Genomic DNA, 16,785 nt, shown 5'->3' with positions numbered 1-16,785 from the left:
TGACATTCAGGGTGCCTCGACATGAATCATCGCCGCTGGTGGGAGGGTCTTGCGGTCGGGGTGCTGCTGGCGTTGTCACTCGGTGCGGGTCTGGCACAGGCGGTGGATTCCCGCCAGTTCATCCAGATCTACGGGACAGGTGGCTGGCATCGTGTGCAGCAATGGCAGCAACTGTTGCAGCGTCTGGAGGGCGCGCCGGTCAGGCGTCAGTTGAGCGAAGTGAACGATTTCTTCAATCGTCTCAACTTCACCGATGATCTCAGCGTCTGGGGAGCGACCGATTACTGGGCGACGCCGCAGGAGTTTCTGGGGGCAGGGGCCGGTGATTGCGATGACTTCGCCATGGCCAAGTATCTGACCCTGCGCGAGCTTGGCGTACCGGAAGACCGCCTGCGTCTGCACTACGTCAAGGCGCTCAGTCTCAATCAGTTCCACATGGTCGTGACCTATCAGAGCGCCAATACGCGCAATCCTGATGTACTGGACAACCTGAACAGTTCCATCCTGCCGGCCAGTGAGCGCACGGACCTGCTGCCTATCTACAGTTTCAATGGCAGCGCGCTGTGGATGAGCAAACGTCTGGAAGGGGGCAAACGCATCAGCGACAGCCGAGGCCTTTCAAGTCTGTCTGATTGGCAGAAGCGCCGCGCACAAGGGGTGCTGAGAGTACCGCGCCACCAACGGCCATGAGCCTGGCGGCGTCAGCCCCTCGAGGAATGGCGGTTGAGCTCTGCCAAGCACTGCTAAGCACTGATAAGCACTCTTAAGCACGACAGCACGACAAGACACCCCGTGACCTTCCGGTCGCGGGGTGTCTTGCCATCCGGGCGTTGCAGATCAGCACTCTCGTCAGGCTGCGCCGTGCAGATTGCGGGGCGCTAGCGGGGCGTATTGCCGCGCAGGTGCAGGATCTCGAGCAGATTTCCGTAGCGATGGCGACTCGGCATCGTGGCCAGCCCCGAAAACAGCAGCCAGAACATGCGCCGGCCACGCGTCAGACGATGCGTATGCTGCAGCAGGCGTGACAGCAGCTGGCTGTCATCGAAGCCCTTGAAGCTGGGTGTCATGCTGACCTGTTCTCGCACCAGTACCGGCGCCATCTCCAGGCGATAGAGCTTTTCCAGTTCCTGGAAGCTCAACCCCTGGGCTTCGACGACTTCTGCCATGTGCTGATACTCGGCTTCACGCGGTTCGCGTTCCAGCCACAGTGGAGACAGCGCCAGCCAGATGTCCTGTCGGCGCTCGAGCAGGGCGGCCACATCGGGGGCGAGGTGAGCGTTCTGATCGTTCATGAAAACATCCTGGGCAGAGCCTGTCGGACAGTGCGGCTGGCAACCAGCGGCGAATGCAGGACGGCAGTGGAATGGCAGTACGTGAAAAGGCCTATATGATACGGCAGCCGCCGCGGCCGGCTCCAGTGATATGCAGGCAGATGGCGGATCATGACGGCAGGGCGGACAGCGTCGCCGACAGCCGCTAGAATAGCGCCCATGAGCTGGCACTGAGCCTGCTTTACGGGATTCGAACGCCCTATTTCACGATACGCTTCACCATTCAGAGACGGCCATTGCCTGCTGTCAGCGTGAAGCGAGTATCGCATCGGCGGGTACACGCCGGGCCAACAGCAAACGAGGTTCTTTACGTGATCATCAAACCCAAGGTTCGTGGCTTCATCTGCACCACCACACATCCCAAGGGCTGCGAGCAGAATGTCGCCGAGCAGATCGCCATCACCCGCAAGACAGTCGGTGACAAGCGTGACGGTGGTCCGAAGAAGGTACTGGTGATCGGTTCTTCCAGCGGCTATGGCCTCGCGGCACGCATCACGGCAGCCTTCGGTTACGGCGCGGACACCCTGGGCGTGTTCTTCGAGAAGCCGGGCACCGAGAAGAAGGCCGGCACCGCAGGCTGGTACAACTCTGCTGCCTTCGACAAGTTCGCCAAGCAGGAAGGCCTCTACAGCCAGGCCATCAACGGCGATGCCTTCTCGCATGAGACACGCGCCAAGGCCATCGAGCTGATCAAGGCCAACATGGGCGAAGTCGACCTCGTCGTCTACTCGCTGGCCTCTCCGGTGCGTAAGCTGCCGGACAGCGGTGAAGTGAAGCGCTCCGTGCTCAAGCCGATCGGCGAGACCTACCGCGCGACCGCCATCGACACCAACAAGGACACCATCATCGAAGCGGAGGTCGAGCCGGCCACCGAGCAGGAAATCGAAGATACCGTCACCGTGATGGGTGGTCACGATTGGGAGCTGTGGATGCAGGCGCTGGACGACGCCGGCGTGCTGGCGGATGGCGCCCGCTCCGTCGCCTTCAGCTATATCGGCACCGAGATCACCTGGCCGATCTACTGGCACGGTGCGCTGGGTCGCGCCAAGGAAGATCTGGACCGCGCCGCCGGCAGCATCCACGAGAAGCTGTCCGCCAAGGGCGGTCGTGCCCACGTGGCCGTGCTCAAGTCCGTGGTCACCCAGGCCAGCGCCGCGATCCCGGTCATGCCGCTCTACATCTCCATGGTCTACAAGATCATGAAGGAGAAGGGCCTGCACGAAGGCACCATCGAGCAGCTCAACCGCTTCTACGCCGAGCGCTTCTACGGCGAAGGCGAGATCGCCACCGACGAGTCCGGCCGTCTGCGTCTCGACGACTGGGAGCTGAAGGACGACGTCCAGCAGGCCTGTCAGGACCTGTGGCCGCAGGTCACCAGCGACAACCTGTTCGACATCACCGACTACGCCAGCTACAAGCAGGAATTCCTGAAGCTGTTCGGCTTCACGCGTGACGACGTCGACTACGATGCCGATGTCGCCACCGATGTCGAATTCGATGTCGTTCAGATGTAAGCGCGCCTCAACATAAGCGCGCCTCGGCATAAGCGCAGAGCTCAGGGCAGTTCGCTGAGCGTTACCTATTGAGCCCTGAGCACTGCCCGCCACACACGACGACGCCATCCTTCGGGGTGGCGTTGTCGTTTGCACAGTCTTTGTGGTGCTGTCTCTGGGGCGCTGGTCAGGCATTGGCGTAGCAGGCATGGCACAATATGGCGGCACTCTGATGGCAGTCTGGTGGCATGACTTTGATATCCACCGACATCCACCGCTCGTTTGACTCACCTTCTACCCGACGGATTCAGCGCCATACTCATGCCCGTGGATTCACTGGTTTCTCCCCAGGCCCAGCAACGCCAGATAGGCTTCGTGCTGCTGCCCGGCTTCTCGTTGTTGTCCCAGGCCTGTGCGCTGGAGCCCCTGCAGGTGGCCAACCAGCTCGCGGGGCAGACAATCTATCGGGCCGTCACCTTCGCACTTGATGGGCGCGGCGTGGCGTCCGCGGCGGGCTTGAGCCTCTCGCCGGACAGCCTGGTCGCCAGTGATTCGCGCCATCTGGACGCCCTGTTCGTGTGCGGCGCCCAGCCGGCGGGGGAGGCGGGCCCGCAGGAGGTGGCCTCGAATCCCGCGCTGCTGGCCTGGCTCAAGCGACTGGCCGAGCGTGGCGTGATGCTGGGCGGCATCTCCACCGGCACCCGCGAGCTGGCCCGCGCCGGGCTGCTCGATGGTTATCGTGCGACGATCCACTGGCAGCGCGCCGAATCCTTCCGCCGCGACTTTCCGCAGGTCAATGTCTCCCATCAGCTTTATGAGCTGGACCGCGATCGTGTCACCTGCGGCGGTGGTACCGCGGCGATGGACATGATGATGACGCTGATCGCCCAGCAGCATGGCCGCGCGCTGGCCGAGAAGGTTTCCGAGCACTTCGTCTGCGAGCGCATCCGGCTGGCGGACGAGCCACAGCACGTGCCGCTCAAGAACCGTTTCGCCCATGCGCCGCAGCCGCTGGTGGAGGCCGTGACGCTGATGGAGGCCAATATCGAGGAGCCGCTCTCTACCCACGAGATCGGCGAGCACCTCGGCATCTCGCGGCGTCAGCTGGAGCGGCTGTTCAAGAAGCATCTGCAGGCGGTGCCCAGCCGCTACTATCTGGATCTCCGCTTGGCGCGTTCGCGCCAGCTACTGCGCGAGAGTGATCAACCGATCGGCGAGATCGCGCTGGCCACCGGCTTTTCCAGCGCCGCTCACTTCTCCACGGCGTTTCGCAACCATTTCGGGCGCAGCCCCCGCGACGAACGTCTCATGCTGCAGGCCTGACACCTTCCCTGGATGACAAAAGTCGCCTCCTGACATAAGTCGTCGTCCTTTCGCTGAAAGTCTTTGTCATCTTGCCTCCCTATACTCGAGTGTCATGACCCGTGGCTTGCCGATCATCGGCCGGCCACGCCAAGACCCCGCGATGAGGAAGAGACGATGACCCAGCTGACCCGTGCCGATTTCGACCATGCCATGGTGCCCAACTACGCACCCCAGGCTGCCATTCCGGTACGCGGCGAGGGTAGCCGTCTGTGGGATCAGGAAGGTCGCGAGTACATCGACTTCGCCGGTGGCATCGCCGTCACCTCGCTGGGTCACTGCCACCCGGCGCTGGTCAAGGCGCTCAAGGACCAGGCCGACAAGGTCTGGCACCTGTCCAATGTCTACACCAACGAGCCGGCACTGGCGCTGGCCAAGGCGCTGACCGAGCGCACCTTCGCCGACAAGGTCTACTTCTGCTCCTCCGGTGGTGAGGCCAACGAGGCCGCCCTCAAGCTGGCGCGTCGTTTCGCCCACGACACCCATGGCGAGAAGAAGGACAAGATCATCTCCTTCCGTCAGTCCTTCCATGGCCGCACCTTCTTCACCGTCAGCGTCGGTGGTCAGCCCAAGTATTCCCAGGGCTTCGGACCGATTCCGGGCGGTATCCAGCACGCCGAATTCAACAATCTCGACTCCGTGCGCGAGCTGATGGGCGATGACACCTGCGCGATCATCGTCGAGCCGCTGCAGGGCGAGGGCGGCATCATCCCGGGCGAGCAGGCCTTCCTCGAAGGACTGCGTGAACTGTGCGACCAGCACGATGCGCTGCTGATCTTCGATGAAGTCCAGAGCGGTGCCGGGCGTACCGGCCACCTGTACGCCTACCAGCACTTCGGTGTGGTGCCGGACATCCTGACCACCGCCAAGGGCATCGGCGGCGGCTTCCCGCTGGGCGCCATGCTGACCACCGATCGCATCGCACCGGCCATGGCCATCGGCACTCACGGTTCCACCTATGGCGGCAACCCGCTGGCGTGTGCCGTGGGTCTGGCGGCGCTCGAGACCATCGACACGCCGGAAGTGCTCGAGGGCGTCGCCCACCGCCACGAGTTGCTGCGCAACGGTCTGGAAGGCATCGCCAAGCGTCACGGTGTCTTCAAGGAAGTGCGCGGCATGGGTCTGTTGATCGGTGCCCAGATGGCGCCGGACTACGCAGGGCGTGCCAAGGACATTCTCAACCTGGCGATGGAGGAAGGTCTGATGGTGTTGATCGCCGGTCCTGACGTGCTGCGTCTGGCGCCGTCGCTGGTGATCAGCGAAGAGGAAATCCAGAGCGGTCTCGACAAGCTCGACCGCGCCGTGGCGAACTTCGTCGCCACCTCTGCATCTGCATGAGCAGCGCCATGAGCAGTGCCCCGATGCTGGTGGTGCGGCCTGCCGAAAGCCGCGATCTGCTCGCTCTCGAGCGGCTCGCGGCCACGGCCACGCCGCGCCTGACCAATCTACCGGCACATCGTGACCGCCTCGAGGAGCGCATTCTGCGCTCCCAGCGGAGCCTTCGTGCCGAGATCGACTTCCCGGGGGACGAGATCTACTGCTTCGTGCTGGAAGATCTCGATACCGGTGAAGTGGTCGGTACCGCCTCACTGCGCGCCGAGGCTGGCGCGCGGGAGGCCTACTACACCTATCGTCAGGAGACGCTGATCCACGCCTCGCAGCAGCTCAACGTGCGCCACGAAGTGCAGACGCTGTCGCTGTCGCATGAGGTGTCGGATGCCACGCTGCTGTGCGCGCTGTCGCTGGATGCCCGCTACCGCGAGACGGATGCGGACAGCCTGTTGCGCCGCGCACGCCTGATGTTCATCGCCCAGTACCCGGAACGCTTCGCCACCGAACTGGCGGTGGCCTTCCCGGGCTATCTGGAAACGCGCGACGAGCGTCAGGTCAGCCCGTTCTGGGACAGCGTCGGCCAGCACTTCTTTGATCGTGATTTCAATGAAATCAATCAGATGGCGGGGGTGCGCTCCAAGAGCTTCATCGCCGAGGTCATGCCGCCGTTCCCGCTCTATCTGCCGCTGCTGACGCCCCAGGCGCGCGCCGCCATCGGGCGTGAGAATCCGCGCCATGAGTACGCCATGCAGGAGATGCTCGCCGAGGGCTTCTCGCGCTCGCGTCATGTCGACATCTTCGATGCCGGCCCCTTGCTGCTGGCGGAGTGCGAGCGTCTGCACACCTTCAAGCAGTGCGGTTGGCATCCGGTGCGTATCCGTCCGCAGGAAAGCCTGCCGGATGCAGTGCCGGCGATGGTAGCCAACCAGCGACTCGGCGATTTCCGCTGCGTGCTGGCGCGTTATGCCCTGACGCCGACCGGCCAGCTGATGCTGACGCCGCAGCAGGCCGAGGTACTGGGCGTGGAAGAGGGGCGTGCGGTGCTCGCCGTGCCGATGCCATTGCCGACGATGGATGAGGGAGAGTTGTAATGCGCATTCGTCCTATCGCTCGACACGATATCGAAGGCCTCAAGGTACTGGCGCGGGAAACCGGTGTCGGCTTCACCTCGCTGCCGGACAATCATGAGTTTCTCAGCGCCAAGATAGAGCGCACCCTGGCCGCCTTCGAGGGCCGCGAACCCGGCGATGATCGCCTTTACTTCTTCGTGCTCGAGGATGATCGCGACGGCAGCATCGCGGGCTGCTGTGCCATCGAGGCCTGCGTGGGCACCGATGCGCCGTTCTATCATTATCGCCTCGGTTCGCTGGCGCATTCCTCGGTGCAGCTCGATCTGCATCGCACCCTGGATACGCTGACGCTGTGTTCCGACCACACCGGCGATGCCGAGGTCTGTTCGCTGTTCCTGCGTGAAGGCTGGCGCAAGGACCGCAACGGCGCGCTGCTCTCCAAGGTGCGCTGGCTGTTCATGGCACAGTTCCGCGCGGCCTTCCCCGACAAGGTACTGGCCGAGATGCGCGGTGTCTTCACGCCCGAAGGGCGCAGCCCGTTCTGGGAATGTCTGGGTAGCCACTTCTTCCCGATGGACTTCAATGAGGCCGACCGCCTTACCGGCATGGGCCAGAAGAGCTTCATCGGCGAGCTGATGCCCAAGTTCCCGATCTATACGCCGTTTCTCTCCGAGCCCGCGCGGGCTGCCATCGGGCAGGTGCATGAGCACACCCGGCCGGCGGTGGCGATGCTCAAGAAGGAAGGGCTGCGCTGGGAAGGCTACGTCGACATCTTCGATGGCGGCCCGACGGTCGAGGCCTATATCGATGATGTGCGCGCCGTGCGTGACAGCCAGCTGGCGAGTGTCGAGGTGATCGCATCTGATGCCCCGGCCTGCGAGCGTCCCGCCGTGATGGCCGCTACCACCGGCATGGCCGACTTCCGTGCCAGCTGGATCAGCCATGACGTGACACGTGATGACGCCGGCGCCTGCCATGTGCGTCTGCACCGTGATGAGGCCGAGCGCCTCGGCGTCACCGGTGGCGACACCCTGCGCGTGCTGGCCGGCTGAAGCGTCCGCCACGGGCATCCGCTTCTTCGCGCCAACTCGCAGGCGTATACCGCCTTGCGTCCTTTTGTTATCAGCGGGGCAGATCGCCAACTGTCCCGTTACTCCTTGTTCAGCGTCGCTCGCGCGGCGCGCCCTTTCGATGAGGCATGCCATGACCACTACGAATTCGACTCCCGCCACACTCAACGTGCGTCAACAGCTCTTCATCGACGGCGCGTGGCAAGCGGGCGAGGCCGCATTCTTCACCAAGACCGACCCCGTCTCCCACGCACGTCTGTGGCAGGGCGCCGCTGCCACTGCCCCGCAGGTCGAGCAGGCCGTCGCGGCAGCGCGTCAGGCCTTCCCGGCCTGGGCACGTCTGGGCTTCGAGGCGCGTCTGGCGGTGGTGGAGCGCTTCCGCGATCAGCTGGAGCAGCATCGTGAAGCGCTGGCGGTCAGCATCGCCAGCGAAACCGGCAAGCCGCTGTGGGAAGCACGCACCGAGGTCGGCGCGATGATCGGCAAGATCGCGATCTCGGTGAAGGCCTATCACGAGCGTACCGGCGAGCGTGCCAAGGATGTCGCGGGCACTCAGGCAGTCCTGCGCCACCGTCCGCACGGCGTGATGGCGGTCTTTGGCCCCTACAACTTCCCGGGGCATCTGCCCAACGGCCACATGGTACCGGCGCTGCTGGCGGGCAATGCCTGCGTGTTCAAGCCCTCCGAGCTGACCCCGGCTACCGCCGATCTCACCCTGCAGTGCTGGGAGGCCGCGGGCCTGCCCGCCGGCGTGATCAATCTGGTGCAGGGCGCAGCGGAAGTCGGCCAGGCCCTGTCCCAGTCCGAGGGCATCGATGGGCTGCTGTTCACCGGCAGTGCCAAGATCGGCAAGCTGCTGCACCGCCAGTTCGCCGGTCAGGTCGGCAAGCTGCTGGCGCTGGAGCTGGGCGGCAACAACCCGCTGGTGGTGCGCGATGTGCAGGATGAAGCCGCTGCGGTACTGGCGATCATCCAGTCGGCCTTCGCCTCGGGCGGTCAGCGCTGTACCTGTGCGCGGCGCCTGATCGTGCCGCAGGGCGAGGTCGGTGATCGTCTGATCGAGACATTGGCCACGGCGCTGCGTGAGCTGCGGGTGGCGGGGCAGTTCGCCCAGGACGCCCCCTTCTATGGCGGCCTGGCAAGCGTCGCCGCGGCCGAGGGGCTGCTCAAGGCGCAGGATGATCTCGAAGCGCTGGGCGGCAACGTCATCGTGCGCATGAAGCAGCTGGAAGAGGGCACCAGTCTGCTCAGCCCGGCGCTGATCGATGTCACTGGCCTTGCGCTCGAGGACGAGGAATTCTTCGGTCCGCTGCTCAAGATTCATCGCTACGCCGACTGGGATGAGGCCATCGCACTGGCCAATGACACCCGCTACGGCCTCTCGGCCGGGCTGATCGGTGGCGATCGCGCTGACTGGGATGACTTCCTGCTGCGCATTCGCGCGGGCATCGTCAACTGGAACCGCCAGACCACCGGCGCCTCCGGCGATGCGCCCTTCGGTGGCATCGGCGACAGCGGCAACCATCGCCCCAGTGCCTATTACGCCGCCGACTATGTCAGCTATCCGGTCGCCTCGATGGAAGCCGAGGCGCTGGCGCTGCCCGCGAACCTGCCGGCCGGTATCCGCCTGTAAGGCCGTCCATTCGGGCACCGCTGCCGCTTACCCATTGTTGACCACGACGCCCGCCGTGCCTGTTTGCTGAGCTGGCAAGGCGTCGTGGCAGGAGACCTTCATGTCCGATACTCCGTATCAAGAGATCAATTTCGATGGCCTGGTCGGCCCGACCCACAACTACGCCGGCCTGGCGCATGGCAACGTGGCCTCGATGCGCCACGGCGGGCTGGCCTCCAACCCACGCGAAGCCGCGCTGCAGGGCCTCGACAAGATGAAGTCGCTGGCGGATCTGGGGTATGCACAGGGGATTCTGCTGCCGCAGCAGCGCCCGGACCTCGGCGCACTGCGCGACCTCGGCTTCACCGGCAGCAACGCCCAGGTGTTGAAGGCGGCCAGCGAGCAGGCTCCGCAGCTGCTGCGCGCGGTGTGTTCCGCCTCCAGCATGTGGACCGCCAACGCCGCCACCGTCACGCCGTCGCGTGACAGCGGTGATGGCCGCGTGCACTTCACGCCGGCCAACCTGCAATCCAGCTTCCACCGCTACCTGGAACCCGCGACCACCGGGCGCATCCTCGGCGCCATCTTCGCCGACGATGGCCACTTCGCGCATCACCCCGCGCTGCCCGCGACGCCGGCCTTCTCCGATGAGGGCGCCGCCAACCATACGCGGCTGTGCGATGGCCACGGCGGTCCTGGCGTGCATCTCTACGTCTACGGCCGCCAGGCCTTCGGCGGTGATGGCGTCGAACCGCGTCGCTATCCGGCGCGTCAGACCCTGGAAGCCAGTCAGGCCGTCGCGCGTCAGCATGGTCTCGGCGAAGACCAGGTGGTGTTCGCCCAGCAGCACCCGGACGCCATCGATGCCGGTGTCTTCCACAACGACGTCATCGCGGTGGGCAATGGCCCGGTGTTGTTCTATCACGAGCTGGCCTTCCGCGATGAGGAGGCGGTGCTCGACGAGATTCGCGCCAAGCTGTCCACGCCGCTGATCCCGATCCGTGTACCGTTGGAAGCCGTCAGTCTCGAGGATGCCGTTTCCTCCTATCTGTTCAATTCGCAGCTGCTCTCCAACGACGATGGCAGCATGACGCTGGTGGTGCCGGGCGAGTGTCAGGAGAACGAGGCGGTATGGAGTGCACTGCAGAATGCGATTCTGGCCGGCCCGAACCCGATCGGCGAAGTGCTGGTCAAGGACGTGAAGCAGAGCATGCGCAATGGCGGTGGCCCAGCCTGTCTGCGTCTGCGCGTGGTGCTCAGCGACGCCGAGCGCGCCGCGCTGTCTGGGCGCGTGATGATGAGCGATACGCTGCATGCCGAGCTGGGTGACTGGGTCAAGCGTCACTACCGTGACAGCCTGACGCCGGCAGACCTTGCCGATCCGCAGCTGGCCGAGGAAACCTTGGTGGCACTGGATGAGCTGACGCAGCTGTTGAAGGTTGGCAATGTCTACGCCTTCCAGCGCTGATCGCCTGGCTTGAGCCATGAACGACACAGCCCCCATCGGTCTCGCCGGTGGGGGCTGTGCGGTGTGGAGGTGTGATCAGAGGTCTGAGGTTTGAGGAGTGGAAGCCGTGGCACCGCTCAAGCCAGATGTGGCTGTACCCTGCGCTTGGGCTCGCGGCGCACCGGCCAGTGCACGAGCGCGGCCAGCAGGCCGAAGATAGCGCTGGTGATCCACAGCAGGTCGTAGCTGCCGGTCAGCTGATAGACCACACCGCCGCCCCAGGCTCCCAGGAAGGCTCCGACCTGATGGGCGGCCAGCACCATGCCGAACACGAAGGCCTGGCGCTTCTGACCGAAGTAGAGTGCGACGGCCTGGCTGGTCAGCGGTACCGTCGACAGCCACAGCACCCCCATGATCGCGCCGAAGGCGTAGAGCAGGGCGCTGCTGGGCGGAATGACCACCATCGCCATCACCAGCGCAGCGCGACACACGTAGATCAGTATCAGCAGCTGTGGCGGGTGGCGGCGGCCGCCCCAGGCCCCGAACAGGATGGTGCCGGCGATATTGAGCGCGCCGATGATCGCCAGCGTGTTGCCGGCCACGTTCAGGGGCAGGCCGCAGGCGACCACGAAATTGGGCAGGTGGGTGGCGATGAAGGCGACGTGCACGCCGCAGACGAAGAAGCCACCCGCGAGCGCCAGAAAGCGCCGGTCCTGCAGCAGTGGACCCTGGCTCGGGACATCCTCCGCCGGTGTCTCACTGCCGGCCGCCGGGCGACGCAGCAACGGCAGGGCCATGGGAATCAGCAGCAGACAGCTGGCGCCGAGCGCCAGCATGGCGATCTTCCAGTCGATCAGTACCAGCATCGGGGTCGCGACCGAGTAGATCAGCTGCCCGAAGGAGCCGCCGGCCGAGGCGATACCCAGCCCGATGCCACGATGCCGAAGGGGAACCACGCGCGTGACGGCGGCCAGCACCAGCGGGAAGGTGGTCGCCCCGATGCCGATACCGGCCAGCACGCCGGCGCCCAGCATCCACGCCGTCGGGGTCGGCCAGAGGGCGGTGATACCCATGCCGACCGCGTAGCACAGGCTACCGACCAGAAAGACGCTGAGGGTGCCGACGCGCTCTGACAGCTTGCTGGCGATGGGCGCGGCCAGCCCGAAGACCAGATTCTGGATGGCCAGCGCAAAAGACAGACTCCCCATGCCCCAGGTGAGTTCGCTGGCCATCGGTGGCAGCATGAAGCCCATCGCCTGGCGCGCCCCGGTATTGATGGCGAGAATCAGCGCTGCCAACGCGATCGCTGCCTTCCAGTTCAGTTGCATGTCAGATCCTCATGCCGGCAATCGTTATTGTCGTTTTTCTTGCGGTTCTTGCGGTTCCTGCACCCGGTGCTGGCCATGGGCGGGACATCCTGCTTGAGGACTCTCGCTACATTAGGGCTCTCGCTACATTAGGGCTCTCGCTACATTAGGGCTCTCGCTACATTTCACTTTATTCTCATAAAAGTACAGATGCCGGAAACGCCACTGTCAGACGCGTCTGCGACACTCTCATTCCATACCAGCCAGTCATATGCCTTCGCGGGAGCCCTCGCGCTGGGGCGTTGCCATCGTCCTCGACCGCTACCGCCCCTGTCCCGAGGCGGACCGATGTCATGCAAACATCTGCCGATGACAAGGCGTGAAACGCTATACTGTGTCGCATGCAAGACAGCATCTGCATGGTCATGATGAGCTCAGCGACACCACACTGTTTCCTTGATGGCACCATGATGCCTGATCGTGACCTGTAGAATTCACTGGTTCGAATCGTGCCAGGTCCACAGCCCGGGGTCGGTCCCTGACGCCGAACCCACGCCACGTCAGTCAGCTGACGCCATGGCTGGCCACGACTGCCTGCACGCGTTGTCCGAACCCTGCCCCCTGCTTCATGCTCCTGAGGAGAAGCCCTTGGCCAACTTCACTCTGAACGGCAAGGCCGTCAGTCTCGAGGTCGATCCGCAGACCCCGCTGTTATGGGTGCTGCGTGAGCACCTGGGTCTGACCGGCACCAAGTTCGGTTGCGGGATCGCCCAGTGCGGTGCCTGTACCGTACACCTGAATGGCACAGCGGCGCGCACCTGTGTCCTGCCGGTACTGGCAGCCGAGGGTGGTGACATCGTCACCATCGAGGGGCTGGCCGAGAACGATGACCACCCGCTGCAGCAGGCCTGGATCGAGGAGCAGGTACCGCAATGCGGTTACTGCCAGTCCGGCCAGATCATGCAGGCCGCCGACTTCCTCAAGAACACGCCCGACCCCACCGATGAGCAGGTCACCGCCGCCATGGCCGGCAATCTTTGTCGCTGCATGGCCTACGTGCGCATCCATCGCGCCGTGAAACGTGCCGCCACCATCGCCAGTGAGCGTGCCACCAGCCAGGTGAACGGTCAGCAGACCGATGCCACGGCTACGACTGCCGGCGTCGGCATCTTCGATCCGCGCGCCACGGCAGGCACCGTGTCCCATTCTGCTGTCGAGGAGACGTCCCATGGCAAGGTTTGATGACAAGCTGGCCGCGCATCAGCGCGAGCTTGCTGCCGCGCACAAGACTTCCTCCAGTCGCGGCGGTATCACGCGGCGTGGCTTCCTGATCGGCAGTGTGGCGGGTTCCACCATGCTGGCCTTCGGCGTGTCAGGCGCGGCGCTGGCCGCCGGGGCAGACGGCAAGGGCTCGGCCAGCGAGACGCTGTCCGCCGGGGCCTTCGAGCCGACCATGTGGTACGCCATTGCCACTGATGGCACCGTCACCGTGCATATCACCAAGTCCGAGATGGGTCAGCACGTCGCTACCAGCCTCGCGCGCCTGGTGGTCGAGGAGCTGGAGGCCGACTGGGACAGCGTCAAGGTCGATTACGTCGACAGCGCCCCCAAGTGGGGCTACATGATCACCGGCGGCAGCTGGTCGGTTCACCAGAGCTACCAGCCGCTGTCACAGGCCGGTGCGGCGGGACGTATCGCGCTGATCGAGGCGGGCGCCCGGCAGATGGGCGTGGCGGTCGAGAGCTGCAAGGCGCGCAAGGGGCGCGTCATCAGTGGCGATCAGTCGCTGGGCTATGGCGAGATCGTTGCGGCGGGGCTGGAGCGCAGCTTCTCCGAGGAGGAGCTTGCGGCCATCGAGCTCAAGCCGGCCTCCGAGCGTCGCGTGCTGGGCACCAAAGGCAACGCGCTGGACGTGCCGCCCAAGACCAACGGTCAGGCCGTCTACGGCATCGACTACACCCTGCCGGCAGAGATCGAGGCGCGTGTCGGCAAGACATTGCATGCGCGTCCGGTAATGCCGCCGAGCCGCTTCGGCTGCAAGGTCACCGCCGTCGATGACAGCGAGGCCCGCAAGGTCATCGGCTATCGCCAGACCATCGAGCTCAAGGACCCGTCCGGCATCTGCCAGGGCTGGCTTGCGGTCATCGCCGACAATTTCTCGGCGGCGATGCGTGCCACCGATCTCCTCAAGGTCGAGTGGAGCAAGGGCGACAGCTATCAGGTCGACGAGACGGCGATCCAGGCCGAGGGCCAGCGTCTGGTCAGCTCGCCGAGCCGCGACAATGGCTCGTTGCTGGTGGATCAGGGCGACCCTGCGCCGCTGCTCGAGAATGCCGCCACCACGGTGGAATCCACTTTCACCACCTCAAGCGTGCTGCACTTCACGCTGGAGCCGGCCAATGCGCTGGCCTACGAAGAGGATGGCCACTGGCACATCCACTGCGGCAACCAGCAGCAGTCCCTGCTGACCTCACTGGTCACCAAGGCGCTGGAGCTCGAGGAAGGCAAGGTCACCCATCACCAGCTGTATCTGGGCGGTGGTTTCGGCCGTCGTCTGCACGGTGACTACGCCGTGCCGGCAGCGCTGGCGGCCAAGGCCGTGGGGCGTCCGGTGAAGATGATCTTCACGCGCCCGGATGACAGCCGCTTCGATTGCGTGCGCTCGCCCTCGGTGCAGCGCCTGCGCTCCGGTCTCGATGCCGAGGGGCGTGTCGTGGCCTCCGAGCACGCCGCCGCCGCCGGCTGGCCGACGGCAGCCCTGATACCGGCCTTCCTGGCAGAGGCGGTCGAGGGCGGCGGCAAGCTGGACTCCTTCTCCATCAGCGGCGCGGATCACTGGTACAACGTCGGCACCCAGCGTGTCTGGGCGCAGCAGAACAAGGTCGCTCACGAGGCCTTCGTGCCCGGCTACCTGCGCTCGGTCGCACCGGGCTGGACGCTGTGGGCGGTTGAACAGCATATCGATGAGCTGGCGCTGGCGGCCAGCCAGGACCCGGCCGAATTCCGTCTTGCGCTGCTGGACGCCGAAGGCCGCAATGCCGGCAAGGCGCCGGTCAGCACCGGCGGCGCCGACCGTCTGCGCAACGTGCTCACGCGCGTGATGGAGAAGTCTGGCTGGAGCGAGCGCGACAGCCTGCCAGCAGACACCGGCATGGGCGTGGCATTGAGCTTCGGTCAGGAACGCAGCATGCCGACCTGGGTGGCCTGTGTGGCGCAGGTCAAGGTCGATCGCGGCACGGGCGAGGTCAAGCTCGAGAAGCTGACCAGCGTGGTCGATGCCGGCACGCTGGCGCATCCGGATGGTGCCATGGCGCAGCTGGAAGGCTCGCTCCTGTGGGGCGTCTCGATGGCGCTGCACGAAGGCACCGAATACCGCGAGGGTGGTCCTGTGGCGCAGAATCTGGGCGCCTACCAGCCGCTGCGCATGCATCAGGTGCCGCAGATGGATCTCGAATTCGTCGACAGCACCGAGATGCCGGTCGGTCTCGGCGAGCCGGGCACCACGGTGGTCGCACCGGCGATCGCCAACGCCATTCATCATGCGGTCGGCGTGCGCCTGCGTGACCTGCCGATGCGTCCGGCGGCGCTCAAGGCCGCGCTCAGCGAGGCCTGACCTTCTCCAGCGAATGGCTCTGAAACCCGCCACTCCGGCATGCCCGGGTGGCGGGTTTCGAGTCTTCAGAGCGTGCGCTGGCTTCTGATATGAGAGATTGTTGATGCAACACCTTGATCTTGAAGTGATCCATCAGGCGATCGACTGGCTGGCACCCGCAGATGGCGAGCCATCCGCGCGCCCGATCTGGCTGTGCACGGTGCTGGCCACCTTCGGTTCCTCACCGCGTGAGCCGGGCACCTGGCTGGTGGCGCGCGCCGATGGGCAACATCGTGGCTCGCTGTCCGGCGGCTGTGTCGAGGAGGACTTTCTGGCGCGCCTGGCTGACGGGGAGTTCACCGCGCCCGCCCAGGTGATCCGCTATGGCGAGGGCGGCCATCAGGGTGCGGGGATTGCCTTGCCCTGCGGCGGTATTCTGGACGTACTGGTCGAGCGCTTCACCGCCTGTGACACGGACATCGCGCACCTCGAGGCGCTGCGCGCGGCACTCGAGGGCCAGACGCCGCGTCTGCGGCAGGTGATGCTGGAGGGGGATGGCGCGCGTACGCTTGAATGCGACAGCGGGCTGGGGGAACGGGTCGAGCCGCTCAAGGGTCATGCGGGGCAGACGTGCGGCTATCAGCTGCGGGTCGGGCCGGTGGCGCGTCTGCTGCTGGCGGGCCTCTCGCCGGTGGCGGAAGCCTGCGCCGCCTTCGCCGTCAGTCTCGGTTTCGAGGTGATCATCTGTGAGCCACGCGAGGAAGTACTGGCCGACTGGGAGGCTCGCAAGGCGCCGCTCGAGGGCGTCAGCTTGCGTCGCGAGTTGCCGTCACGCTTCATCGCCGCCGGCGGCTGTCATGCCGCCACCGCCGTGGTCGCACTGACCCACGACCCGCGTATCGATGACCTGGCGATGATCGAGGCGGTACGCCAGCCCGCATTCTATATCGGCGTGATGGGTTCGCTGCGTACCTCAACGGCACGCGCCGAGCGGCTGGCGCGCAGCGGTGGGCTCAGCGCCGAGGAGATCGCGCGCATCGTGATGCCGATCGGGCTGAATCTGGGCAGCAAGACACCGGCCGAGATCGCGCTGGCGGTGATGGCCGATATCGTGCGCATCCGCCGTGGCCGCGCTCGCGAGAGCCTGTGAAGCCGCTCAGGAGACAGTC

13 protein-coding genes are annotated in these 16,785 nt (G+C 65.2%); 11 read left to right on the top strand and 2 right to left on the bottom strand.

The genetic code is table 11. The annotated features are described in order from the left end of the window. Nucleotides 1-21: 21 nt before the first annotated feature. The gene (locus FLM52_14275; GenBank protein NVN56934.1) at nucleotides 22-690 is read left to right on the top strand and encodes a sulfate adenylyltransferase; all 669 of its coding nucleotides are present in this window, start codon (nucleotides 22-24) and stop codon (nucleotides 688-690) included. A gap of 188 nt (nucleotides 691-878) precedes the next feature. Here FLM52_14275 and FLM52_14270 read toward each other — a convergent pair whose 3' ends face one another. After that, complete coding sequence (locus tag FLM52_14270; GenBank protein NVN56933.1) at nucleotides 879-1,292, bottom strand: hypothetical protein; 414 nt, start codon at nucleotides 1,290-1,292, stop codon at nucleotides 879-881. A 350-nt stretch (nucleotides 1,293-1,642) separates the two neighbouring features. Between FLM52_14270 and FLM52_14265 the strand changes: the two genes are divergently transcribed. The 7 genes from FLM52_14265 to astB all read left to right on the top strand — a co-directional run bounded on the left by FLM52_14265 (nucleotide 1,643) and on the right by astB (nucleotide 10,738). Further along, nucleotides 1,643-2,845 (top strand): trans-2-enoyl-CoA reductase family protein, encoded by a 1,203-nt coding sequence (locus FLM52_14265; GenBank protein ID NVN56932.1) that lies wholly within the window; start codon nucleotides 1,643-1,645, stop codon nucleotides 2,843-2,845. Nucleotides 2,846-3,199: 354 nt separating this feature from the next. Next, nucleotides 3,200-4,147 (top strand): GlxA family transcriptional regulator, encoded by a 948-nt coding sequence (locus FLM52_14260; GenBank protein NVN56931.1) that lies wholly within the window; start codon nucleotides 3,200-3,202, stop codon nucleotides 4,145-4,147. 156 nt (nucleotides 4,148-4,303) lie between these two features. Further along, a complete protein-coding gene (locus FLM52_14255; protein ID NVN56930.1) occupies nucleotides 4,304-5,524 on the top strand; it encodes an aspartate aminotransferase family protein in 1,221 nt (406 codons plus the stop codon). Between the two features lie 23 nt (nucleotides 5,525-5,547). Beyond that, entirely contained in the window at nucleotides 5,548-6,609 is a 1,062-nt protein-coding gene (locus FLM52_14250) for an arginine N-succinyltransferase (protein ID NVN56929.1), read from the top strand. Then, on the top strand, nucleotides 6,609-7,640 hold the full coding sequence (gene astA, locus FLM52_14245; protein ID NVN56928.1) for an arginine N-succinyltransferase: 1,032 nt from the start codon (nucleotides 6,609-6,611) through the stop codon (nucleotides 7,638-7,640). The genes FLM52_14250 and astA overlap by 1 nt, the downstream gene beginning before the upstream one ends. Before the next feature lie 151 nt (nucleotides 7,641-7,791). Then, entirely contained in the window at nucleotides 7,792-9,291 is a 1,500-nt protein-coding gene (gene astD / locus FLM52_14240) for a succinylglutamate-semialdehyde dehydrogenase (GenBank protein NVN56927.1), read from the top strand. A gap of 100 nt (nucleotides 9,292-9,391) precedes the next feature. After that, nucleotides 9,392-10,738: an N-succinylarginine dihydrolase gene (gene astB / locus FLM52_14235; protein ID NVN56926.1), complete on the top strand. Its 1,347-nt coding sequence runs from the start codon at nucleotides 9,392-9,394 to the stop codon at nucleotides 10,736-10,738. A 116-nt stretch (nucleotides 10,739-10,854) separates the two neighbouring features. Here astB and FLM52_14230 read toward each other — a convergent pair whose 3' ends face one another. Next, complete coding sequence (locus FLM52_14230) at nucleotides 10,855-12,045, bottom strand: MFS transporter (protein NVN56925.1); 1,191 nt, start codon at nucleotides 12,043-12,045, stop codon at nucleotides 10,855-10,857. Between the two features lie 627 nt (nucleotides 12,046-12,672). Here FLM52_14230 and FLM52_14225 point away from each other — a divergent pair. The 3 genes from FLM52_14225 to FLM52_14215 all read left to right on the top strand — a co-directional run bounded on the left by FLM52_14225 (nucleotide 12,673) and on the right by FLM52_14215 (nucleotide 16,766). Beyond that, nucleotides 12,673-13,266: a (2Fe-2S)-binding protein gene (locus tag FLM52_14225; protein ID NVN56924.1), complete on the top strand. Its 594-nt coding sequence runs from the start codon at nucleotides 12,673-12,675 to the stop codon at nucleotides 13,264-13,266. Next, on the top strand, nucleotides 13,253-15,637 hold the full coding sequence (locus FLM52_14220) for a xanthine dehydrogenase family protein molybdopterin-binding subunit (protein NVN56923.1): 2,385 nt from the start codon (nucleotides 13,253-13,255) through the stop codon (nucleotides 15,635-15,637). The genes FLM52_14225 and FLM52_14220 overlap by 14 nt, the downstream gene beginning before the upstream one ends. A gap of 103 nt (nucleotides 15,638-15,740) precedes the next feature. Further along, nucleotides 15,741-16,766, top strand: a complete 1,026-nt coding sequence (locus tag FLM52_14215; GenBank protein NVN56922.1) for an XdhC family protein — start codon at nucleotides 15,741-15,743, stop codon at nucleotides 16,764-16,766. Nucleotides 16,767-16,785 lie beyond the last annotated feature (19 nt).

This window comes from bacterium Scap17, assembly GCA_013376735.1.
GTDB lineage: Bacteria > Pseudomonadota > Gammaproteobacteria > Pseudomonadales > Halomonadaceae > Cobetia.
Note: the sequence above shows the minus strand (reverse complement) of the source record. Positions and strands in the feature narration are given on the sequence as shown.